The 23,727-nt window shown below is 41.3% G+C and carries 16 protein-coding genes; 15 read left to right on the top strand and 1 reads right to left on the bottom strand.

Annotation, left to right across the window (positions count from 1 at the left end):
- Window positions 1-22: 22 nt before the first annotated feature.
- The gene (locus B2V92_RS06830; protein ID WP_293306106.1) at window positions 23-1,621 is read right to left on the bottom strand and encodes an ISL3 family transposase; all 1,599 of its coding nucleotides are present in this window, start codon (window positions 1,619-1,621) and stop codon (window positions 23-25) included.
- A gap of 535 nt (window positions 1,622-2,156) precedes the next feature.
- Between B2V92_RS06830 and B2V92_RS06825 the strand changes: the two genes are divergently transcribed.
- The 15 genes from B2V92_RS06825 to B2V92_RS06755 all read left to right on the top strand — a co-directional run.
- Window positions 2,157-2,750: an RNA polymerase sigma-70 factor gene (locus B2V92_RS06825; RefSeq protein WP_293306104.1), complete on the top strand. Its 594-nt coding sequence runs from the start codon at window positions 2,157-2,159 to the stop codon at window positions 2,748-2,750.
- An 87-nt stretch (window positions 2,751-2,837) separates the two neighbouring features.
- Entirely contained in the window at window positions 2,838-3,872 is a 1,035-nt protein-coding gene (locus tag B2V92_RS06820; RefSeq protein ID WP_293306102.1) for a FecR family protein, read from the top strand.
- 243 nt (window positions 3,873-4,115) lie between these two features.
- Complete coding sequence (locus B2V92_RS06815) at window positions 4,116-7,418, top strand: TonB-dependent receptor (protein ID WP_293306100.1); 3,303 nt, start codon at window positions 4,116-4,118, stop codon at window positions 7,416-7,418.
- 26 nt (window positions 7,419-7,444) lie between these two features.
- Window positions 7,445-9,184, top strand: coding sequence for a RagB/SusD family nutrient uptake outer membrane protein (locus B2V92_RS06810; RefSeq protein WP_293306098.1), 1,740 nt, complete (start codon window positions 7,445-7,447; stop codon window positions 9,182-9,184).
- A gap of 785 nt (window positions 9,185-9,969) precedes the next feature.
- Window positions 9,970-11,478, top strand: a complete 1,509-nt coding sequence (locus B2V92_RS06805) for a glycoside hydrolase family 28 protein (protein ID WP_293306096.1) — start codon at window positions 9,970-9,972, stop codon at window positions 11,476-11,478.
- Entirely contained in the window at window positions 11,478-13,799 is a 2,322-nt protein-coding gene (locus tag B2V92_RS06800; RefSeq protein WP_293306094.1) for a GH92 family glycosyl hydrolase, read from the top strand. The genes B2V92_RS06805 and B2V92_RS06800 overlap by 1 nt, the downstream gene beginning before the upstream one ends.
- Window positions 13,800-13,801: 2 nt before the next feature.
- The gene (locus B2V92_RS06795; protein WP_293306092.1) at window positions 13,802-14,746 is read left to right on the top strand and encodes a glycoside hydrolase family 43 protein; all 945 of its coding nucleotides are present in this window, start codon (window positions 13,802-13,804) and stop codon (window positions 14,744-14,746) included.
- Between the two features lie 43 nt (window positions 14,747-14,789).
- Window positions 14,790-15,971: a glycoside hydrolase family 27 protein gene (locus tag B2V92_RS06790; RefSeq protein ID WP_293306090.1), complete on the top strand. Its 1,182-nt coding sequence runs from the start codon at window positions 14,790-14,792 to the stop codon at window positions 15,969-15,971.
- Between the two features lie 2 nt (window positions 15,972-15,973).
- Window positions 15,974-16,441: a hypothetical protein gene (locus B2V92_RS06785; protein WP_293306088.1), complete on the top strand. Its 468-nt coding sequence runs from the start codon at window positions 15,974-15,976 to the stop codon at window positions 16,439-16,441.
- A gap of 3 nt (window positions 16,442-16,444) precedes the next feature.
- Window positions 16,445-17,314, top strand: coding sequence for an ROK family protein (locus B2V92_RS06780; protein ID WP_293306086.1), 870 nt, complete (start codon window positions 16,445-16,447; stop codon window positions 17,312-17,314).
- Window positions 17,315-17,543: 229 nt separating this feature from the next.
- Window positions 17,544-18,446: a helix-turn-helix domain-containing protein gene (locus B2V92_RS06775; protein WP_293306084.1), complete on the top strand. Its 903-nt coding sequence runs from the start codon at window positions 17,544-17,546 to the stop codon at window positions 18,444-18,446.
- Between the two features lie 88 nt (window positions 18,447-18,534).
- Window positions 18,535-19,281 (top strand): SDR family NAD(P)-dependent oxidoreductase, encoded by a 747-nt coding sequence (locus B2V92_RS06770; RefSeq protein WP_293306082.1) that lies wholly within the window; start codon window positions 18,535-18,537, stop codon window positions 19,279-19,281.
- Between the two features lie 293 nt (window positions 19,282-19,574).
- Entirely contained in the window at window positions 19,575-20,180 is a 606-nt protein-coding gene (locus B2V92_RS06765) for an RNA polymerase sigma factor (RefSeq protein WP_293306080.1), read from the top strand.
- An 88-nt stretch (window positions 20,181-20,268) separates the two neighbouring features.
- The gene (locus B2V92_RS06760; protein ID WP_293306079.1) at window positions 20,269-21,330 is read left to right on the top strand and encodes a FecR family protein; all 1,062 of its coding nucleotides are present in this window, start codon (window positions 20,269-20,271) and stop codon (window positions 21,328-21,330) included.
- A gap of 39 nt (window positions 21,331-21,369) precedes the next feature.
- Window positions 21,370-23,727 (top strand): TonB-dependent receptor plug domain-containing protein (locus B2V92_RS06755; protein ID WP_293306077.1); only part of this gene is annotated, 2,358 nt, incomplete at its 3' end.

Below are 23,727 nucleotides of genomic sequence, written 5' to 3'. Positions count from 1 at the left end.
GGTTCTTCCCCAATTTTGGTGGTCAGTCCGGTGCTAATACCAGTCTTTTTCTGAGTAAATCGAAGCTTGCCCTTCCGTACATTTGACGTTTAATAGTCTTCAGTTTGTTAACATTGCCTTCGACTGGGCCATTGCTCCAATGTAGATTGATAGCATTTTCAATAGACTGAAGATCAGACAACAACCCTGTGGCGAAACTTTTCAACTCTGCAATAACCGAACTGTTGGCTTCTGCAATCCACGCATTCAATTCAATGCCAGTTTTAGTTTCAATCAATCCCCGGAATTTTTTCACCAATGACCTAGTACTTTTTAATTGAGTTGATGATTGGCACAGTTTGGATATGAGCTTTTTTTGTGTGCTGCTAATTTTGCTTTCAGGAGCTAAAAATGCCATGGCAGCAGCTGAAGGCTTAAAGAACGAGCCTGCGTGCTGTGGGAGTTTTGTTTGGCGTGCCTTTTTTCCTACCCTGATATTATAGTAAGTCAGTGATTCAGACAATGTGCTATACGCCCCGGGATACCCCTTTTGCTTCAGCTCTGTCCAAAGTGTTTTAAGATGAATATTAGGGTCTGCCTCCATTCGCTCTTTGATGTATTCAAAATAGGCCTCTATCATTCCCCGTTCTCCGTAGGACTTTCGCATCAGCACATCCGTCGACAGGTATTTCCTGACGGTATTTCTATGCATTCCCAGCGATTTTGCAATTGCGTTGTTGGACAGTCCTTTAGCTTGTAGTTTCTTCATCTCGTCAAATCGTTGTTTGATAACTCCCTCGGTAGCGGCCAGCTTCTTCCCCGCAGGAAATTCTTTTGGAACCACCAGTGGTTCATCAACTGTTTTAGGAGCCACTGCTCTGCTGAGCCTGGTGTACTCGCGTACCATTACTCTTTTAACGGCTTCTCCAAGATTTTTAAGCAGATGCCAACGGTCCGTGACCTGTATAGCCTGGGGAGCCCCTTTTGTAGCTGCCCGCATGTATTTACCATAACGGTCCCGTGTAATTACTTCTATAGCAGGTTGCCCTTGCAGCCAACTGATCAATGTTTTTTCCTCCCGATCTGGCAGCAGGTCAATTACTTTCCCGGTATCCAGGTTGACCAGGATGCTGCCATATCTATCCCGCTTTTTGTATGCCCAGTCATCTACCCCTACGGCCTTAAGCTGCCCTAAAGGGGGAAGGGGAGCTTTATGGATCAGTCTTAGTAAAGTAGAGTCACTAACAGGCATGGATAATGTACTGCAAATGCGCTCAGCGGGTCTGCCCCCCATTTCCAGGGCGGTGGTTAATAATTTCTCATCCAACCTTTTTGTCCGTCGCTTACACGGTTCGAAATGGTCATCAAATCGTTCTGTGAAGATCTTCCTTTTACATTCTGTTTTAAGGCACCGGTATTTTCTGGATTGCAGATATATATTACATGATTTCCCAAACGTGGGCAGGTCACGGAATTTTCTTAAATAATAGCTATGAAGCTTCTTTGAAGGGCTTAGGCAATCCGGACAACGGCAGATCCTTTGCCTACTCTGCACATAGATATTAACAAAGTCGGCCTGGTTATCTACTGAAACGACTTTAAAGGGATCAATTGGTGAGAAAATCAGTTTGGTAAGATTCATTATTTCTTAACGAATAACAACCAGACTTATCATAAAAACCACCAAAATTGGGGAAGAACCTGAGCGTGCTCCCTCTATTTTGGGCTAAACTGGGCACCATTTTATTACCGGATGAGGCACGTCTAATTCAAAAATACACTTCGGATCGAAATCCATTTTCCTCCAAACTTTTTGGTTTAATCCTTCTTACCGCTGGATTTATCCTCAATTGAGACCTTTGTAAAAGATCAATACCCATTCGCGCGCAGCTGAACGCTAAAAAAAACGCCATGACTCTCCTAATAGTGGATGGGGTTAGCCCACTTATAATTGTGGATATGTTTCCAGGAGCATTTATTTTATGCAGAAATTGAAAAATTATTTCCGAAAAACAGTTGCGAAAAATGCTTATCGAACGATCAGGACGGCCAGTTTGCCCCGGAACAGGTGGCCATTTTTGGATAAATGACCACACTTCTGCCGAAATCCTCAGTAAGTTGTTTAATTATTAATAAATTACTTACTTTATATTTTAATCTAGTGCTATAATCGACCTGTGAAATATAAAGCAAACGATACATACAATAATCATTCTGAAGAGGATCTGGTATTGTTTGTACAACAGGGTGACATTTCCGCATTCTCGGAGATCTATAGTCGTTATTGGGATAAACTTTATAATGCGGCGTACAAACGACTTCCCAATAGTGAGGCATGCGAGGAGATTGTTCAAGATGTATTCATTAAATATTGGGAAAAAAGTAAACAGATCGTATTTACCACCAATCTCAGCGCTTATCTGTTTACTGCTATCCGATATAACGTCATTGATTATTACCGGAAAGAGACCGTTAAGGATACTTTTATAAAAGCTAGCCGATTTGATACCCCTGTTGATAATTCTAATGAGGAACATATTCAATTAAAAGATCTGATGCATTTGGTCAGTAAGGTAATAGAATCCCTGCCATCAAAATGCAGGACTGTTTATCAGCTGAGCAGAATTGAGCATAAATCCAACAAGGAAATTTCAGCGGAATTAAATATTTCTGAGAAAACGGTTGAGGGCCACCTTACAAAAGCGCTTCAGTATTTTCGTTTGTATATCAATGATTTATCCATTGTTTTGCTGTTTTTTACATTAAAATAATTTTTTTTTAAAAAAAAGCAAGGGATAGCTCCTTTTCAAACGACATCTTAATATAACCAGTATATAAACCGATACTAATTATCAGGTATGAACAAATTTCAGCTTTCCCAATTGTTGGATAGGTATTTAAAGGGGCAGTGTACCCCCGAGGAAATTGCTGTGATTAATCAATGGTATGAGGATTACCAAAACAACCCGGATTTTATCGATAGTCTTGAAGAACAGCAACAAGTACTTTTAAAAGACAAGATGCTTAACTCGATTTTTATAAAAACCCATAATCACTTTCCTCCTTCTACAACGAAGATCGCGAAGAGCAACGACATTGCTTTTTTCCAAACCCGGTGGTTCAGGGCTGCTGCGGTAATCCTGATTTTTATTGGCGCAAAGTTCGTCATCTTGGACCCGATAGCACAACAGGAAGTATCAGTTCAGACACCGCTCAATAGTGAAGTTTACAATCGTTCGAAACATATTATTAAACAAGTACTCGAAGACGGAACCATTGTTTGGTTAAAACCAAATTCCAAACTTATCTTTCCGAAAAAATTCGCATCTAAAGCTCGAAGCGTGTCTATGGTAGGTGATTGTTTTTTTGAGGTGACCAAAAATCCAAATAGGCCATTCATTATTAAGAGTACCCATTTGGTAACAAAGGTTTGGGGAACAAGTTTTTCTATCCTGGATAACCAAGAAGCAAAAGAGGCATTCGTTAAGGTGCTTACAGGAAAGGTTTCGGTGAGTAAAAAAGGAAGTGAAGGCGATAAATCCGGAGCAGAGCTTAGTGCCCAGGAGATTATGCTGAAGCCAGATCAGAAGGCTTTATTCACCAAAGCAAACAATTCCTTGATTGCCGAAAATAGACCGGATATGACCGATATGGGCATTTGGAAACAGGTCAACCTTTCATTCGATAATGATAAATTGTCCGAGATTGTGAAAGAACTTGACAGGAAGTTTAATGTGGATATCAAAATTGAGGATAGCACGCTAAGTGAAAAGCAAATGACGGCTGATCTGGATGGGCTCAATCTTGCCGAAGTTCTAGAGGTTTTAAAAGCCTCGATGAAGTTAAATTATGAGATAAACGGAAAGATGATTTCCCTTAACAGAACTAAATAATAAATAAACAACTAACCAAAGCAAAACGAGTATGAGAAAGTCATTACCTACTTAAAACCATTCCCCAAGATATTTCCGAAAAGGGTACAAAAGTGCTGTCACACTTCTGTACCTGGAATTTTAGCCCATGTGGAACATCAATAAAATTGGTGAAAGGGCTTGCTATTATATTTTTTTTCAAAATACAATCATTTCAAATTTATGAATTTTTGTTTACTTCATTCGCATCATTGGTGCAAGATTATGAAAATTACCCTCAGTCAGATATTGTTTATCATCTTAATGACTGGTATTACCTATTCAAAGTCTATTTCCGCTCAGGAAGTCCTTAACAAGAGAATAAACCTATCGGTAAAGGACAAATCACTGGGTGACGTGTTGAAACTGCTGGCGAAAGCTCATCAGGTTGAATTTGTATATAACCAGGATGTGGTTCAAACGGGCGTGAAAATATCAGTCCAGTTCGATAACCAGACCATTAAGCAGGTTTTAGATAGATTATTAACCCAGTATCACATCAATTACCAGGTATTTAAGACCAAGGTAATTCTAATTGATGCCCAGCCTGATATACAAACAGCGACAAAAAAGGAACTCGCAGCAATCGATATAACCGGTAAGGTAGTTGATGAAAAGGATTTGCCGCTTCCAGGTGTTAGCGTTACGATCAAAGGTACAAATAAGGGAACAATTACTGATCCTAACGGAAATTTCAAAATTACGGTTGGCAGCGTGAGCGATGTTTTAGTCTTTAAATACATTGGCTACAATACACAGGAAATGCCAGTTAACGGTAGCGCTAGTTTGACTGTAAAACTATTGGCCGATAACCAATCTTTGAACGAAGTTGTGGTAGTTGGTTATGGAACCAAGAAAAAAAGCGACCTGACCGGAAGTGTGGCCTCTCTTAATGCAGAAGATATTGTGAAGTCGCGCGCTCCTAATGCCCAGGAAGCCCTTCAGGGCCGAATGGCAGGTGTAGATGTGAAGCGGAGTTCCGGTAAGCCCGGGGCGGACATGACCATTGAGATCAGGGGAGTAAACTCGATATATGGAAATACCCAGCCACTTTATGTGGTTGATGGGATTCCGGTTTCAAATATCAACGATATCAACCCTGCAGACATAGAACGGATGGACGTATTAAAAGATGCCTCCTCTACCGCGATATTCGGGTCAAGGGGTGCAAATGGGGTTGTGATTGTGACGACCAAAAGGGGTAATAGCGGTCAGACAAAGATCAGTTACGATGGTTATATTGGTATAGCGAACGCCTACAACCTACCCCGGGTAATGACCGGTCCGGAATTTGTTGATTACGCGCGAGAATTTTACCGTACATTGGGAACAACCGTTACACCTAATGTAACCTATACCGATGCGCAGATTTTCTCCCCAACAGAACTTTCCAATATAGCATCTGGAAACTATACTGATTGGGTTAATTTAATCAAACGGAATGGTTTACAGACGAACCATAACCTGTCCATTACAGGGAGCGATCAAAAAAGCCTATATTTTCTTTCAGCTGGCTATCAGTTATATGAGGGAACCGTTGATGTAGAAAATACAAAGAAGTATACACTAAAGGTGGGTTTGGAAAAAACGCTCAACAATACCTTTAAGATCGGTGCTTCTCTTTATGGCACATTTGCCGATCTGAACCTTGGAAGCGGTGAGGCCTTTAGAAGTGCTTATCGCCTGCGTCCAACCGGAAGTGCATTTAACGCTGATGGATCGAATAGGTTTTTTGCCTATGAGACTGAAGCCCAGATTACAAATCCGTTATTTGATTTTGATAACGAGATCAGAAGAACTCAATATATCCGCATGCTGCCCAATATTTTTGCAGAGGTCAATCTGTTTAAGGGGCTGAAGTTTCACACTTCGTTCACACCTGATGTAACTTTCCAGAGGGCAGGGACCTACACCGATACCTATTCGAAAGTCGGTGCCGGAACACGTCCGAATGCGGCAACAAATAGTGCCAACCACCTGTTCAATTATACTTTGGATAATTTATTGATCTACAACAAAACGATAAAGGATGATCATAAGCTTGAGTTTACTTTAGGAAACTCCTTAAATTACTATCAGGCAGACAATAATCTTATATCTGTCTCAGGACTGCCTTACCGATCACTTTGGTATAACGTTGGTAACGTTACGACAATCAATGGTGTTGCACCGGCAACAACCGTTTCAAGCGCGTACACCAAGCAAACCATCAGTTCTTACTTCTTTAGGGGGAATTATACTTATAAGGGCAAATACCTTTTAACTGTTACGGGACGTGCGGATGGAAACTCAATTTTTTCTGATGGTAACAAGTGGGGATTCTTTCCATCAGCAGCGCTTGGATGGGTTGCAAGTGAGGAGGATTTTATAAAAAACATAGATTTTATCAGCTTTTTGAAATTTAGATTCAGTTACGGTAAATCAGGTAATGCAGCGGTAAACGGGACCTACTTTTACCCTTATGTAACCCAATCGGCAGTTTCCACTACTTTCTATGATTTTAATGGTGCTACTGCAAATGGATCTGGTGTGGCCAATCTCGCTCCAAATGCACTAACATGGGAGAAAACAACAGAATATAATGCAGGCCTGGAACTGAATGTGCTTTCTAACCGCATTGCCTTAACTTTCGATTATTATAACAAAACAGCAAACGGAACATTATTACCGCAACAGATACCTGCAGCCAATGGATATGCCTCTATTACAGCAAATATTGGATCTATTCGCAATAGTGGGATCGAAATTGGATTGAACACGGTAAATATCACCTCCGGAGATTTCAAGTGGACAACAAACTTCAACTACTCCAAAAACAATAACCGTATTCTTGACCTTTTTGGCAATGGTGCAAACGATATTGGCAATGCCAGGTTTATCGGGGAAAAAGCCAGGGTTTTGTACAATTATAAAATCATAGGCGTTTGGCAATCCAACGAAGCAACCCAGGCAGCTGTTTACGGGCAAAAGCCGGGGCAGTATAAATTGCTTGATGTGAATAATGACAATAAGATCACGGCCGACGATAGGGTGGTTCAGGGAAGTGATATCCCAGACTGGTTTGGGGGAATCACCAACAATTTCACTTTTAGGAATTTTGATTTTGGCATTACCGTTTACACCCGTCAGGGTACCATGCAGCAGAGCACATTTCTTGACCAATATTTAAATGGAGATCAGGGCAGGGCAAGGTTCGGAGCATACCAGCGCAGCTATTGGACCGTTAACAATCCCAGCAACACTTGGGCAAACAATGCTATTGAAACTGATGCAGCCCGAAGGACGATTGCCACCTACCAGAATTCATCTTATACTAAGATCAGTAACATGACATTGGGCTACACCGCTCCGAAAAAGCTTGCTGAAAAGTTGGGAATGACAAGTTTTAGGCTCTATACTACTGCCTACAATCCATTTATATGGACAAAGTTTATTGGATGGGACCCGGAAACTGCCGATTTAAACTCTTTTGGCCTCCAGGGCTTCCGTACCCGTACGTTCATTTTTGGTGTTAATTTAACTCTATAATTTTCTCAGCATCATAAGATATTGATATGAAATATTTAAAAAACAAATTGTTGCCATTTCTTTTATTAGTATTGGTAGCAGGTAGCACAGGCTGCAAAAAATATATTGATGAAAGCAATCTTGGAGCAGCAACCGATCAGGTTTATTTTGTAACCAAGCAAGGATTTGAAGATCTGGCCCGTTCCAATTATCCGAACCTGCGCTACATCGCCAGTATGAGCTCCTTATATAATATGGGGACCGATGTATATTCCTCATTTTCAACAACTGATGTTAATGCGCTGAATATCTACAATGTGTCGTTGAATTCCTCTCTTTTGGATGTCGATAATTATTGGAAACAGCTATATTACACAGTTGGGGGGGCAAACACAACACTATATTGGGCAACACAGGTTCAGGGTATTGATGCAGCAACCTTGAATACCCGCATTGGTGAATCAAAGGCATTAAGGGCATACTGTTATTATCTTTTGGTTGAAACTTTTGGAGCAGTTCCCCTGGTAACTACCAGGACTGTGGATGTAAGTAATGCTTTCACCAGGAACCCAGAGAGTGAGGTTTACACCCAGATTATAAAAGACTTAAATGAAGCAATTACTGTACTTCCTACAACAACAACCGAGCAGGGAAGGGTTACCAAAGGGTTTGCGCAGCATTTATTATCAAAGGTATATTTAACAAGGGGTTATAAGAGCTTTGGAGGTGGCGCAGCTGACTTCAACCAGTCGGCAACGATTGCAGAGGCATTGATTAATTCAGGAACGTATTCTTTGCGGCCAACATTTGCCAGTATGTTCGATCCTTCAGTTACGAATTTTCAAGTTAATTCCGAGGTGATTTTCGCTGTTCAATATAGTACCGTGGCGGCTACAAATTCTGTTTCCTTCCTAGGGAAAGCTGGCTTGCCAGCTGTGGCCGGAGGATCTGCTGTCGCAGGAGTTGCTGTTTCAGGAAATTCCCTTCAGCAATATTTTTTATGGGATGTACAAGGTGTGGCTACCATCGGCCGTGCAGCTTTATATAATAAGCCAAATTCCTCACACCAGGCAGTTCCAGATCCATACTTTTTTAGTCTTTTTGATAAAACCAGAGATAGCCGTTACCAGGCTACAGTTTGGACTGGGTTACTTGCGCAGACTGCTGGTACGCTCAATGGAAAAACCTTCGCGGCAGGAGATACGGTTATATACTATCCCGATGTTGCATTCACAGCTGCGCAGAAGGCAAACCGCAAATATTATGTTTTTAATCCAGATGAATACAGGTCATCGCCTTTTACTGGTCAGACCCGCACATTCCCGTTATTTAAAAAATTTAGAGATCCAAACGTAACTTTTAGTGATAATGGAGGGACTAGAGACACTTATATTTTTAGGCTGGGTGAAACTTATCTGCTTGCGGCAGAAGCTTATTTACAGGCTGGCAATTTATCAAAGGCACTTCAGTTCTTCAATGCATTACGCAGCAGGGCGGCAAAACCGGGAACCAATCCCGCAAGCGGAGCAACTTACGCTTCCGAAATGCAGGTAACCACCCTAAGCCTTGATGCTATCCTGGATGAGCGCGTGCGTGAACTATCGGGAGAAGAGTTCAGGTGGTTTGAATTGAAACGGACTGGCAAATTGATCAGCAGAACGTTGGCTTACAATGAAGAGGCGAAAGCGGCTAATGCCTTGAAAGAATTTCACCTATTGAGACCAATTCCGCAGTCGCAAATTGACCTGAACAGAGGAGCTACATTCCCTCAAAATCCGGGATACTGAGTGTCACGAACAACAATTATTTAATGAGAGTTGATGCTGTTCAGAAGATGAGGGATGGCCCCTCGAAATCGGCTTACAGGAGCAGGTTTCAAACTGCCGCTAAGCTGCTTTGGTTAAGTGCCTTGGTAGTGAGCGTTAGCGGAAAAGGCACCATTAAAGGTGTCAAGTGAGTGCTAAGAAGGTGAACGCGAGTGAACCACCGATGAGGCGTCGAAAGGATAAGATGATGTCGAAACCGAGGTACAGTAGCACCGAGGGACAAGCAGAGCGGTTACCTGTCTATTGGCTTTGCGATATCCGGCGTATAGGTGGCACGAGCTTAGCACAGGCTTCTGAAGGGAACGTGAGAACCTGTCGTCACAATGTTAAGGGAAAACCTCAAGTTGAAGACACTGCAAGAGGGAAAGTACCGATGTGTGGCACGGGGGCGGAACACTTCGTAGTAGTGTTGAAGTTCCTGTAATGGGAATGGAGCGAAGGGGGTGTATTAACACGCTTTCTATATCTGGCGTGAAACTGAGTATTCAGGAGGTAACAAAAGATGAAAGCAAAACGCTGGTGCCTAGGTCGGTACTGGTGTAATGGTTAATAAGAGCCGTATGATGGGAGACTATCAAGTACGGTTCTATGAGGGACTTGGGGTGAAATTCCCCAGGTCTACTCGACAATACTTCTTTAATATCAGCTACAATTGCATCACCATTCAGGGGGATGCAATAATTTCCTTTCTTTAACCCTGCGTTAAACGAAGGGGGCAGCAAGCCCATGTAATTTAATTTATTCCAATGAAGAGAAAAATGATGCTCATAATATTGAGCTTGGCTAACATTACTGCTGGTGCACAGAGCACTCTTAATATTTTAAGTTATGGTGCAAAGGTTGGCTTAAAAAATAATGCGAGCTATATTCAAAAGGCCATTGATGAGGCATCAAATCGTGGCGGGGGAAAGGTCATCGTACCTACCGGTAATTTTGTGACTGGCCCACTGCTGTTAAAAAATAACGTAGAGCTCCATCTCACAGAAAATGCAGTATTACTGGGTAGTGCAGATAGAATGGATTTTTCAGCTGGTAAAATGGCAGTGGTTACCGCGATCAACCAGGAGAATGTATCCATAACCGGTAAGGGTATCATTGACGGTCAGGCACACGAATTAATAGTTAGCATATATCAGGCACTCCGTGATGGAAAAGTCCAGGATGAGCAATGGCTAACCAAAAGGCCAACAGAGGCGAACAGAACGAACCTGCTTTTCTTTAAGGGCTGCAAGAAAGTGAAAGTTAGCGGGATTTCCTTAAAAGATGCAGTAAGCTGGGTACAAAATTATAAGGAATGTAATGATGTTACAATTGATAGTATAAGGGTTTCCAGTACTGCATATTGGAATAACGACGGAATTGATATTGTGGATTCCAAGAATGTTAAGATAACAAACAGCTACTTTAATGCTGCGGATGATGCAATTTGTTTGAAATCAGAAATTTTGGGCGGCAGCTGTGAAGACATATGGGTTGAAAACTGTATTCTTCGTTCGAGTGCAAGTGGCTTTAAAATTGGTACGGGCTCGATCGGTGGTTTTAAGAATATTACTGTTAAAAATCTTGTGGTATTTGACACTTATCGCTCAGCAGTTGCACTGGAAACCGTAGACGGAGCTTTTATGGAAAACATCAATATTAGCGGTATCAAAGCAAGGAATACCGGAAATGCCTTGTTTATCAGGCTCGGACACCGGAATGCGGATGACCGGTACAGCTCAATCAAAAATATTTTGATCGATAATGTTCAGGTTGAAGTACCTTCCGGAAAGCCTGATATCGGATACCCGATTGAGGGACCGCCACCCAAAGTGTTGCCTCATAATTTATTGCCAGCCTCCATTACCGGTTTGCCCGGACATCTGGTGGAAAATGTTATCCTTTCAAATTTCGAAATTGTTTACGGTGGTGGTGCGGATAAGAATAAAGCCTATATAAGTCTTGATTCATTGTCGAAGGTCCCTGAAAATGCTGCAGGTTACCCTGAATTTACCATGTTCTCTGAACTTCCATCATGGGGGCTCTATGTTAGACACGCGAAGGGGATTAAGCTTTCTAATTTCAGGGTGAGTAATAAACAGATGGATTTTAGGCCCACAATGGTTTTTGATGACGTTACAGGCTTGACACTAGATCAGGTTTCCGTTCCAAATGAAAATAGCCTTCCAGCATTGGTTTATAAATCGGTAACAAACGTAATTAACAAAGGCTTTCGGGGACCAAAATCAAAAGATACCATCTTAATCAAGAAATAATGGGAATTAATATGAACAAGGTACACATCATCCAGATCGTTTCAGCCTGCTTTTTTGCCTTCTCTTTTTTTATAGGAATCAAAAAAATCAGCGCCCAAAGTATGGTTGGATATATTGAACCAATGGCCGGAACCGGTTCGGCAACAACCAAAGCAGCGCTAAAACATGCAAAGGGCGATGCTTTGAATGCCAATACAATCCCCGCAGTTACAACGCCATTTGCCATGACCCAGTGGACTCCCCAAACACAAACCTCTGAAAACAAATGCATACCACCTTATTTTTATAATGACAACGTTTTTAATGGAATCAGGGGCTCCCATTGGTTAAGTGGCTCGTGTACCCAGGATTATGGCAGTGTAACGGTAATGCCAATTTCAGGGAAACTTGAAACAGCTGCTGAAGCATATAGTGCAAAGTTTGAACGTAGCGACGAATATTCGACTCCATACGAGTACAGTGTTTCCCTAAAAAAATATGATATTGTAACTTCTGTTACATCAACGGCCAGGTGTGGAATGATTAAACTTACCGCTAAAAAAGCCGATAGTGTTTATGTATTGATTACCCCCAATAGCGATTACGATGTTGGCTATATTAAGATTGATGAAAAAACAGGTGAGATATCAGGGTACAATCCCGTACATCGGATATATCAGGGCTGGGGTAAAGAAGCAGGTTTCGATGGCCATTTTGTGATTAATATTAACCGCAAAATTACCCGTAGCGGAACCTTTTCTCAGGGAAAGATTTTTTCCTCAAAAATTATAAGCAATCAAAAAGCAATCGGTGTTTATTTGGGGTTTAAGCTTAATGCAGGAGAAACCATTCAAATCAAGGTGGGTACCTCATTTTCCGACTTAAACGGTGCAAGAAAAAACCTGCTTTCAGAAATGCCAGACTGGGATTATGGAAAGATTCGGACGAAAAACAGGCAACAATGGGAAAAAGCCTTATCCCAGATCATATTGAAAACTGATTCAGAAAAAGATAAGCGTATTTTTTATACTGCTTATTACCATGCCATGCAACAACCCAGGTTATATAACGATGTTGATGGTGTATATCCGAAATTTGCATCTAACCATCAGCTTGCCAAGCTGGATGAAGGAGAATATTTTGATGATTTTTCTTTATGGGACACCTACCGGGCACATTTGCCATTGTTGGAAATTCTTCAGCCTGATATGGTAAGCAATGTCGCCCAATCGCTGATTATTAAGGGGCAACAGGGAGGATATCTGCCGATATTTCCTTGTTGGAACAGTTATACCTCTGAAATGATTGGCGATCATTGTAGTTCTGTAATTGCCTCTGCCTGTTTGAAAGGTATTAATAAGTTTGACGTGAAAGAGGGATACAGGCTAATGCGTCAGAATGCATTTGACCTTCCCGACAATAAAGAAGACTATATTGAGGGAAAAGGTAGAAGGGCACTGGATAGCTATCTTAAATATAAATACATCCCTTTGGAAGACAGCGTTCCGGATGCCTTTCATAAAAGGGAACAGGTAAGCAGGGTGCTCGAATATGCCTATGATGATTTCGCCCTCGCTCAGATGGCTAAAAAACTTGGTAAAAAAGCGGATTATATGCTTTTGATAGAGCGGTCAGGTTATTATAAAAATGTTTTCGACAAGCAGGTTGGCTTAGTCCGCGGCCGACATGAAAACGGTTCATGGATTCAGCAATTTCATCCAGATAGAAAAGAAAGCTATATTACTGAAGGTACGCCAAGGCAGTATACCTTTTATATACCTCACGATATCAACGGACTTTCCAACCTGATGGGGGGAAACAACAAGTTAGAGCAAGCACTCGATAGCCTGTTTTTAAAAAACGAGTATTGGCATGGCAATGAGCCAGGACACCAGATCCCTTTCCTATATAATTTTACGCGATCGCCCTGGAAGAGCCAGTCAGCCGTTCGGGATATACTTCGTGAAGAGTACAGTGATGGTCCGGGAGGGTTGAGTGGTAATGATGACGCCGGGCAAATGTCTGCATGGTATATGTTCAGTGCGATGGGCTTCTACCCGGTAAACCCTGTATCGGGAGAATATCTATTGTGCGCGCCTCTGTTTGATCGTACATCTATAAAGGTTGGAGAAAAGAAAACCTTCGTAATAGAAACGAGCAAGGCATCCCCAGGCGCTGGGTTCATAAGATCGGTATTATGGAAGGGAAAGGAATATAACAAGAATTTTATTACCTACGAAATGATCAAAGCAGGTGGTACCCTGGTTATATACCTTCAGGAAAAACCAAACAAAAACTGGGGTACAGCAAGTATCTCCCATCCATATAGCCTATCCAGATAAACATGAAAATATTAAAAAAAATTACGTTTGCTGCTTTTTTTAGCGTGATGAATTTATTGCTTTTCGCTCAGGAAAAAATGCCGGATAAGGCCTTGGTATTTGGTTATTTTAAAAACAATGGCGAGGATGGCCTTCACATGGCATACAGCAAGGATGCCTTAAAATGGATAGCACTAAAAAATGACAGTAGCTTTTTGCTGCCCTCAGTTGGAAACGATAAACTGATGCGCGATCCCTGTATAGTAGTGGGTGGAGACGGGAAATTTCATATGGTGTGGACCGTAAGCTGGAAAGAGAGAGGAATAGGTTATGCAAGTTCTGAAGATTTGATCCATTGGTCTACCCAACAATACTTGCCGCTGATGGAGGGTGAAAAGGACGCCATGAATTCCTGGGCGCCGGAAATCAATTATGATCCGGTGTCGAAAAGATATTTGATCTATTGGGCTACGACCATCCCAGGTAAATTTCCACAAAGTGAGGTTAAAGGAGAAAAGAACCATCGCATATATTTGGTTTGGACAAAGGATTTTAAGCAATTTACCTCTCCTGAAATCCTCTATGATAAAGGATTTAATGTCATTGATGCCAGCATCCAAAAGAGTGGAAATAACTATATAATGTTTTTAAAGAATGAGACGAAAACCCCCGTTGCCGAAAAAAATATCCGCATTGCCTTTTCAAAAAGAATTGGAGGCCCTTACGGAAATCCGTCAAATCCTATTACGGGAAATTATTGGGCTGAAGGACCAACTGCAATCAAAAAAGAAGGAAAATGGATTGTATACTTCGATAAATACAATGATCATAAATATGGTGCAGTCACCTCTGCTGACCTGAAAAAGTGGAAGGATATTTCTGACCAGCTAATCATGCCAGAGGGAATAAGGCATGGAACGGTTTTCGAGGTGAGCGCCACGGTACTTGAAAAATTAATGAAACAATAATCTATCTGAAATGAAAGCTTTAATTACAATATTGATATGTTGCATGGTCGTTTGCGCTGGAAATACTGCTTCAGCTCAGCAGTTTGATACGATAAAAAATGGACTATCGCTTAGCCCGGTAATGGGATGGAGCAGTTGGAACACTTTTAAGAAAAACCCTACCGAGCAAGTTATCCGTGAAATTGCAGACGCTATGGTTGCCTCAGGATTGAAAGATGCCGGTTACCAATACGTAAATGTTGATGACTTCTGGTCACCTGGCAGGGACAGCAATGGGAAAATAATTGTCGATTCTGTCAAGTTTCCCTCTGGCATGAAGGCGCTTGCCGATTATATTCACAGTAAAGGTTTAAAAGCAGGTATTTACACCAATATTGGAGAGAAGGCAAATTATGAAACTTTGGCAAGCGGCGGCTTTTATGAATCCGACATGCAGCAGTTCGCCGATTGGGGATATGATTTCGTTAAGGTTGATGTGAACTTTGCCCCCGTAAGGACAGCAGAAGCTTATAGCAAGGAATTTGAAGCTGTAGCAAAGGCGATTTTGAAAACCGGCCGGCCTATGGTTTTTAGCATCTGCAACCAAGGTGGTCGTGAATACTGGACGTGGGCACCTAAACTGGGTAACAGCTGGCGTGTGGGACCGGATATTGATCACACACCCAAACAGAAAAGTCAGTGGGAAGGGGTAATGTACGAACTGGGCCTGTCTGCAGCCCACCCAGACATTGCTGGACCAGGACATTGGAATGATGCGGATATGATGCTTGTAGGCGTGGGAGATGATGGTGGGAGATTGACTGTGATGAACGATGAAGAAAGTAAAAGCCATTTTTCGCTTTGGTGTATGATCGCTTCTCCGCTTATGCTGGGAAATGATCTCCGTAGCATGCATAAAGGGACACTGGATATTTTAAAAAATACCGAACTGATAGCCATCAATCAGGATGTACTCGGTTATCAGGGCAGGATAGCCTACGAAGTATCGTCCGGACTGGAAGTTTGGCAAAAAAAGATCAAACAGGACGGCATTTCCAAAACAGCCATCTGCATGCTTAACCGTACTGATAAAACTGAAAAGATTACACTTGACCTCGATAAGATCGGTATTAAAGGAAGGCACAAGCTACGCGATCTTTGGTTGCACAAAGATCTGGGCAAAGTGAATAGGATTTACAAAAGGCTTGTCCCATCCCACGGTGTAGCCATGTTGTTTATCGAGTAGCTATGGATGGCTTAAATGCTCACATCGTTTTCAAAAGTCTCTATTACCAGAATCCAATAATGTGTTTTGCTCCATTACCTACGGGAGAACGCGCCATGGAAATGCGTTGCCCACTGGGTTGGGAAACAAAAATCAATGGCGCGGGTGTGATCATTGCCTGTTGCAAAACGCAGAAAAGTGAAGTGGTTATTTATTTTGAGCCTAATAAACAGATATACCGATCTCCCTTTTACAAGGAACACGAAGCTAATAAGCGGTGGATAAAAGAAATATTCAATCTTGCCCATCTGATCTTGCAAAAAGAGGCTGGCGTCGGTCTAAATTTTTATCTCGATTGTTCTACGGAGATACCGGATTTTGGAATTTCAGAATTTGCTGCCATTTCCTTTGGAACCCGCTTTTTGCTGGATGAACTCTTTAAAGATCAAAATTGTCAATACCAAAGCCATAAACAAAGAGTCTATAAATAAATTATGGAAAAAAAACAAATCGTCCTAACCGCGGATATTGGGGGTACGCACATTACCTCGGCCCAAGTAGATCTGTGCAACAGAAAGATTATCCCAGGAACTATATTGAGAAGTGAAATCAATTCCCTGGGTACTGCAGAAACCATTATAGACGAGATTAGCAACAATCTTAATGCTACTTTGTCTAAATGTTCTGCCATGATCCATGGAATTGGAATTGCAATGCCTGGACCAATGGACTATGACCTGGGAATCTGTAGGATCAGGGAACAGGGGAAATTTTTTTCCCTATATAATCTCGACCTCAAGGCGCTACTGGCAGAAAAGCTTTCTATCGAGATGCATAAAATCAATTTTATCAATGACGCTGCTGCTTTTTTGCAAGGAGAAATCTTTGCCGGTAGTCTGAAAAATTCTGAAAATTCTTTGGGAATAACTTTAGGTACCGGACTTGGTTCTGCGCATGCTGTAAAACAAAATGCGGAGGATTCAAACCTTTGGTGTATGCCGTTCCGTTCCGGTATAGCCGAAGACTATCTCTCCTCGAGATGGTTTATAGAGAGGTTTTATGAGTTGAGTGGGATAAGAGCAGTAAATGTTTATTCATTGATATCCTCCCAACGCAGTGCTACATTTTTGGATCAGCTTTTTTGTGAATTCAAAGTGAATCTAGCCCACTTCATTGATATGGTATGCAGTCAAAAAGAGGTGTCTTCTGTTGTCCTTGGTGGAAATATTTCTTTGGCTGAAGAATTTTTTGTTCGTGGAACAAAAGATATTTTGAAACATTATTATAAAAGAGAAGTAGCTGTTCAGCGCTCAAAATTGGGCGAAGAGGCAACGTTATTTGGCGCCGCAATGATCTGTTGTTAGTTTTGGAGTTATTTCTGCCGTTGAACACAGCAAAGATTTATCACCAACCCCGTCGCCGCAAATTTGCTATCAAAATCGGAGTCGATATAATATGATAAATTCTGGTAGACGATGAATGTTGAATACATTTTTTCCGGTATTTCCAGTCAATGTAATATTCTTTGGGAAATCCCATGTGTTTAAATCTTTTTTTACATTTTCCCGTTTATATATTATCCCGTCACATATTATGAAAGGAAAGATAAAAATCGAAGATTATTCCATTAAGGATATTATAGATTACCGGTCCCTATCATGGCCCAATTCCAGGGATTTTCTTTTCCTGACCGAAATACCAATGAAATTTGAGGCCGACTTTGTGCGTCCCGATTATTATTGTTTTGGAATGATTTCGCAAGGGCAGCTTGAAATGAATATTAATGGTAGATTTTATAACCTTTCTCCGAATACCATTATGATCTACAGACCTGGCCAACTTTGGAAAGTCGCCAGACTGGAGGAAGGAACAAAGGGAAACTTTATACTTTTTACAAAACGCTTCCTAGATTCTCTGAATGAGAATATATTTTCTTTAAAAAGGTATTCCTTTTTAAGTCATGGCATTCAGTCTGCTATAGAATTAAATAAGGTTGATTATGAAACTATCAAAAAACTCTTTGCAGAAATATTTTCAATATTCAGCCACCTTTCTGAACCCAGTTGGGAACCTGTAGCGCGTAACCTTACCTCGGCACTAATTTACGAGTGTGATAATGTTCTTTCCAGTTACATCAATGCTGGTGAAGTTGTCTCTAACAGAGAGGATGAACTGTTTGTTAAATTTAAACAGCTGCTGGCAGTTCATTTTAAAATAGATCGGAAACCTGATTTTTATGCCTCGCAATTGTGCATTACCGCTCATCATATGTATACTGTTATAAAAAAGAAAAGCGGTAAAACCCCGAGCCAACTTATTGGGGAAGAGGTGATGCGGGAAGCTAAGTATCAGGTAATGTATAGCCTGGCCAGCTTTGCTGCCATATCAAGTGATCTTAACTTCAGTGACCCATTTACATTTAGCAAATACTTTAAAAAAAATGCCGGATGCTCGCCGTTGCAATTCCGAAAGCATGGAGTTAACCAAGATAAATAAGTTGGAACTGGACATGTTAATGCACTTTACAGACATGGTCTCGGTTGATACGTTCATATAAATTTGATTTAATCAAATTATTGAAAGTATGAAACGATTAGATGGAAAAGTGGCCATTATCACAGGGGCTGCAAGAGGCATGGGGGAATCGCACGCCCGTACGTTTGTAGCAGAAGGCGCAAAAGTTATTTTAACAGATTTATCTGAAGCTGCAGGAAAAGCGCTGGCTGATGAACTTGGAGAAAATGCGATCTTTATTAAACATGACGCAACAGATCCCGAACAATGGGCAGAAGTGGTTAGGACAGGTGAAGAAAAATTTGGACTCATAAATATCCTGATCAACAACGCGGGTGTATTGGGGCCAATAGCTAAAACGGCCGATCTAAAAGAAGAAGATTACCTTAAGGTTTGCAGCATTAACCAACATGCAGCATTTTATGGTATGAAGGCAACATTGCCGTCGATGCTTAAGGCAGGAATTGGTTCTATTGTAAATATTTCTTCGATAGCCGGCATGGTGGCAAATTATGGGTTCCCGAGTTTGGCTTACGTGGCCAGTAAATTTGCAGTTAGGGGCATGACCAAGGCCACGGCCATTGAATATGGCCCGAACAACATTAGGGTAAATTCTGTCCACCCCGGTTTTATCAATACACCAATGATGGTTGAGGCAACCAATGAAGTTGGGGGCGATGCACTTGTTCAGATCCCTCTCGGTCGGTTGGCCCAGCCAAAAGAAGTTTCGAACCTTGTCTTATTCCTGGCCTCGGATGAATCTTCATACATTAGTGGTGCAGAACATGTTATTGATGCGGGTATGACCGCTCAATAAAGGGTTTATAACCAGACTGAAAAGTTTAATGGCAAATGGTTCAATAATCGTTTGCCATTTTTTGTTTACTATGGATTAAATTTAAGCGAATGGCCCTGGCGATACCAGATCGCCTAAATGAATATATGATTTGAGGAACAAAAAACTGACCGTTCCCAAAAGTTAATTTTAATTTAAGTGTTTTTTTAAAAGTAAGTTCGGGCCTTATCGATATTTCGCAATATTTGTTATGTTTGTAGTACATCTCCCTGAAACTTACTCATTTTCTTATCGTTTTTTTTATTGTCATCTGTATGGTGGAGCGTTCGGATCTGGATTTATGGCATTTGATCAAAGAAGGAGACAGCACCGTTTTCGAGGGAATCTATGGCCGCTATTTCGACGATCTCTATGAATATGGTTTTCGGTTCTGCAAGGACGAGTTTCTGGTGAAGGATAAGATTCAGGATATCTTTGTAAAGATATGGGCCAGGCGTAAACAGCTTGGAAATACAACCAATATCAAAGCATACTTATTCACCGCCCTGAGAAACAGTTTAAATGAGCAGCATCGAAATAATTCTCTGCATATGGTGATTCTTGACAAATTTAAAAAAGACATCCCGGTTTCCTTTTCCCTGGAATTCGAGCTTTTAAAAAAAGAAAATGATCAGCAAAGGCTGGAGAGACTTCATCAGGCTTTGAGCCAGCTTAGCGACCGCCAAAAAGAAATTATTTACTTGCGCTTTTTGCAGGACATTGATTATGATGAAGCAGCCGAAATAATGGGAATCACAACCAAAGCGGCATATAAGTTATCGGCCAGAGCTATAGATAGCCTTAAGAAGCTCGTTTCTGCCAGCGATAAGGAACTTTATCTCCTGCTTTTTCTGCTTCAAACTTCAAAATTGCTCCGATAGGAAGAATTATTTTCTGTTTTTTAAAATTTTTTAAAAATATTTTTAAACCGATGGGGTAAAATTTTCTTTTTATGCATTTATGGTTTAAATGACGGTTGAAAAAAGAACAATGCATCAGGATTACATCACATATTCCAAAGAGGACTTTCTAAACGATAGCTATTTCGTTAGGAGCGTGAAGTATCCTGACGCATCCTCTGAAACCTTCTGGCAAAAATATTTCAATCTCAGGCCCATAAATATTGCCGATTACAACCAGGCCCGACTGGAACTCGAATTCATCCTGGAATCGGCAATCAGGATCAGGCCCATATCTGGGGATCAGAACATTGTTTGGGAAAAGATTTCGATACAAATTCCTGTTGCGCAGAAGAGATTTGTAAGGATGGTTCAGATTAGGAATTTAAGTATCGCCGCATCGCTTTTGCTTATTGTGTCCGTTTCGGTTATGCTTTTACGTAAACAGTATTTTCAGCAAACATTCGAGATTGCTACACCTTTCGCCAAAACCCGGGAGGTCGTTCTGCCCGATTCGTCAAGGATTGTTCTGAATGCCAATTCAAACATTAAATATGCAGCACACTGGAAATCCGATCAGCCCAGAGAGATATGGCTCAATGGTGAGGCTTATTTTGAAGTGAAGCATATAAACAAAAATCCTAACCAGATTAAAAATAGCGAGCGCTTTATTGTACATACCAGTAAGCTGGATGTACAGGTACTTGGTACGGTTTTCAATGTGAAGGCCAGGGCCAGGGAGAACAGTGTGGTGCTGGTATCGGGAAAGGTTGCTGTAAAAATCTCCGGATCGGATGGCTGGCAGGTGCTGACACCAGGGCAATCATTCAATTATACGGTTGCCACCAATCAAAAAACTTTAGCTAATGTAGATCCGGCCATATTAACCGCATGGAAAGATCGCTCAGTAATATTGCCGTTAAATACCAGATTAAAAGATATTATCCCCCAACTCGAACAGAATTATGGTGTACACATAAGTCTTGAACAAGCGGAGATAGGAGATAGGGCTTTGGAGGGGACTCTGCCTTTAACCAACCAGGATAATCTGTTCTTTATCCTGAACAATGTATTGAAAATAGAGATTTCTCAGAAAGACAGTACATGGATTTTTAAACCCCAACAACCATAATTGCTTATAGATTAAAATCAACCTAACCAAACAACTAACATGACAAAATTTTTAAAAAGAAAGGGCAGCTTATTGCTCCTGGGACTTTTATTGTCTTTTTTTCAATATGCCAATGCGCAGAATAAAACTTTACCGATAACATTACGGGAGGCACTTCAACAGGTCGGTAAGCGATATAACGCCAAGCTGGTTTATGATCCGGGTATAATTGAAGGAAAACAAACTTCTGTAAATATCAAGGATTCCAAGCTTTCTCTTGAAGACCTGCTAAAAACAATCCTATATCCACAGAAGCTACTTTTTTTATATGTCGGCTCGAATAATTATGCCATTGTTAAGAGTAATGATCCCCAGTTTGGGAATGGATTTGAACTGCCTACCGATGCTACGGATCAGACGGGGAAAAATAATAAAACCATTATATCGGGTATTGTGACCGATAGTAGCGGAAATCCCTTAATTGGCGCAACGGTTATCCCTGAGGGGAGCAAGTCGGGTGCAATGACCAGTAGTGATGGAAGATTCACAGTTTCGGTAGGTCCAAGCAACAGGGCACTTCTGTTCAGCTATATTGGCATGGAACCTAAAAGATTACCTATTACCGGCAACGTTGTTAATGCCAGTCTATCTTATCTCGAAAACAGTTTACAGGAGGTACAGGTAGTATCGACCGGTTATGAAAAACTCCCTAAAGATCGGGCAACAGGTTCATTTGGTATCGTAACGGCAAAGGACATCGAAAAAACGCCATCGATAAACCTGATGGAAAGACTTGAAGGGAAAATACCAGGGGTGAAATTTGACGTGAGAAATAATAACATTAGCATTAGGGGGGTAAATGGTTACCGTGGGGCGCTGGGTTCGCAACCATTGATTGTAATTGACGGATTTCCAATGTTATCCGAATCTGACGGAAATCAGAAAATTACCAATGTGACCAATTCAACCTCAACTGGATTTGCGGTGTTATCGCGGTTAAATCCCAATGATATAGAATCTATTACTTTTTTGAAAGATGCCGCTGCTGCTTCAATATGGGGCCCTTCTGCCGCCAACGGTGTAATAGTGGTGGAGACCAAAAAAGGGAAGAAGAAAGAGCCATCAATCAACTTCACCGGAAATGTTGGTATTTCTGCACCGGTAAATTTGTCAAAGATCAATACCATGACCAGTGCGCAATATGTTGATCTGGAACAGGAGATGTTCGATAAGGGATATTTCGCTGATCCTTCAATATGGTCAAACGCTTATTACACTTTCAATACCAACCCCAATAACAGCGAAGCAACCGAATGGATGTGGAAAGTGAAACGTGGTACAGCTACGGCCGCACAACGTGATCAGGCACTTGCTGAAATTTCGGGCAGAAGTAACCATGCCCAGATCAATGATTACTTACTTCAAAAAGCAGTAACACAGCAATACAATCTTTCACTTTCAGGGGGAGGGGAAAACAGTACTTATTATATTTCCGCTAATTCGACAAACGATCGCCCTGTGTTTAAGTCAAACTACGCACAGAGCTATAATGTTGCTGCCAATATTACCAACGATTTTTTTAAGAAACGCATTAGTGTTACTGCTGGCATAAACTACAATACCACTTATAGCAAGTCCAACACTGCCACCAGTACAGCTTTAGGTACATCTACTTTAGGGCTTCGTCCATATGATATGTTGGTTGATGATGCTGGAAACAATATTAACCGTTACATCATGTTCAGGCCAGAGGTGATTGACAATTTTTCCGCTAAAGGATATCTGCCATGGACTTATAACGCTATCGATGAACTTAATTATTCAAACAGTATCGTAAAAGAAAACCGTATCCGTCTGAACGGGTCTGTAAAAGCCAGGATCACCTCGTGGGTAGATTTCAATGTTAGCGGAATTTATCAGAAAAATATCAGCGAAACAGGAAATATTGATGAACTGAACAGTTACAACACCAGAAACTTCTTAAATACCTATACAAGTCTGGTAAACAATAAGGCAGTGAGCAGCTTACCTCTTGGTGCAATCAACAGGCTCAGCAATTCCAATAGCAGTGACTATTCGGTAAGGGGGCAGTTTGATGTTCACAAAAACTGGAATGGTCAACACCAACTTAACGTTATTGCCGGCGCTGAAATCAGGGAAAGTAACAATACCGCCAATGGCCGCACACTATATGGGTTTGATGAAAGCACATACGCCTCAACATTCGTAAATGCAACCGGTCAGTTTGCCACAGTATATCCCTATACGCAAAGCCCGGGCTATTCCGATGGAACCATAACCATTGGCCGTAAGCGTTATCTGTCTTATTATTCCAATGCCGCTTATACATTTCAAAATAAATATACGCTTAGCGGCTCGGTGCGGTTTGATGATACCAGTATGCAGGGGGCCACGCGA

Origin of the sequence: Pedobacter sp. UBA5917 (assembly GCF_002432345.1) — a bacterium.
Classification (GTDB): Bacteria; Bacteroidota; Bacteroidia; order Sphingobacteriales; family Sphingobacteriaceae; genus Pedobacter.
The sequence above is the reverse complement of the archived record's forward strand: the minus strand, read 5'-3'. Positions and strand labels throughout refer to the sequence as shown.

What these genes read in the sequence shown, in the direction of transcription:
- B2V92_RS06830 (WP_293306106.1), bottom strand. Translation starts at nt 1,621, where the DNA reads ATGAATCTTACCAAACTGATTTTCTCACCAATTGATCCCTTTAAAGTC.
- B2V92_RS06820 (WP_293306102.1), top strand. Translation starts at nt 2,838, where the DNA reads ATGAACAAATTTCAGCTTTCCCAATTGTTGGATAGGTATTTAAAGGGG.
- B2V92_RS06815 (WP_293306100.1), top strand. Translation starts at nt 4,116, where the DNA reads ATGAAAATTACCCTCAGTCAGATATTGTTTATCATCTTAATGACTGGT.
- B2V92_RS06810 (WP_293306098.1), top strand. Translation starts at nt 7,445, where the DNA reads ATGAAATATTTAAAAAACAAATTGTTGCCATTTCTTTTATTAGTATTG.
- B2V92_RS06805 (WP_293306096.1), top strand. Translation starts at nt 9,970, where the DNA reads ATGAAGAGAAAAATGATGCTCATAATATTGAGCTTGGCTAACATTACT.
- B2V92_RS06800 (WP_293306094.1), top strand. Translation starts at nt 11,478, where the DNA reads ATGGGAATTAATATGAACAAGGTACACATCATCCAGATCGTTTCAGCC.
- B2V92_RS06795 (WP_293306092.1), top strand. Translation starts at nt 13,802, where the DNA reads ATGAAAATATTAAAAAAAATTACGTTTGCTGCTTTTTTTAGCGTGATG.
- B2V92_RS06790 (WP_293306090.1), top strand. Translation starts at nt 14,790, where the DNA reads ATGGTCGTTTGCGCTGGAAATACTGCTTCAGCTCAGCAGTTTGATACG.
- B2V92_RS06785 (WP_293306088.1), top strand. Translation starts at nt 15,974, where the DNA reads ATGGATGGCTTAAATGCTCACATCGTTTTCAAAAGTCTCTATTACCAG.
- B2V92_RS06780 (WP_293306086.1), top strand. Translation starts at nt 16,445, where the DNA reads ATGGAAAAAAAACAAATCGTCCTAACCGCGGATATTGGGGGTACGCAC.
- B2V92_RS06775 (WP_293306084.1), top strand. Translation starts at nt 17,544, where the DNA reads ATGAAAGGAAAGATAAAAATCGAAGATTATTCCATTAAGGATATTATA.
- B2V92_RS06770 (WP_293306082.1), top strand. Translation starts at nt 18,535, where the DNA reads ATGAAACGATTAGATGGAAAAGTGGCCATTATCACAGGGGCTGCAAGA.
- B2V92_RS06765 (WP_293306080.1), top strand. Translation starts at nt 19,575, where the DNA reads ATGGTGGAGCGTTCGGATCTGGATTTATGGCATTTGATCAAAGAAGGA.
- B2V92_RS06760 (WP_293306079.1), top strand. Translation starts at nt 20,269, where the DNA reads ATGACGGTTGAAAAAAGAACAATGCATCAGGATTACATCACATATTCC.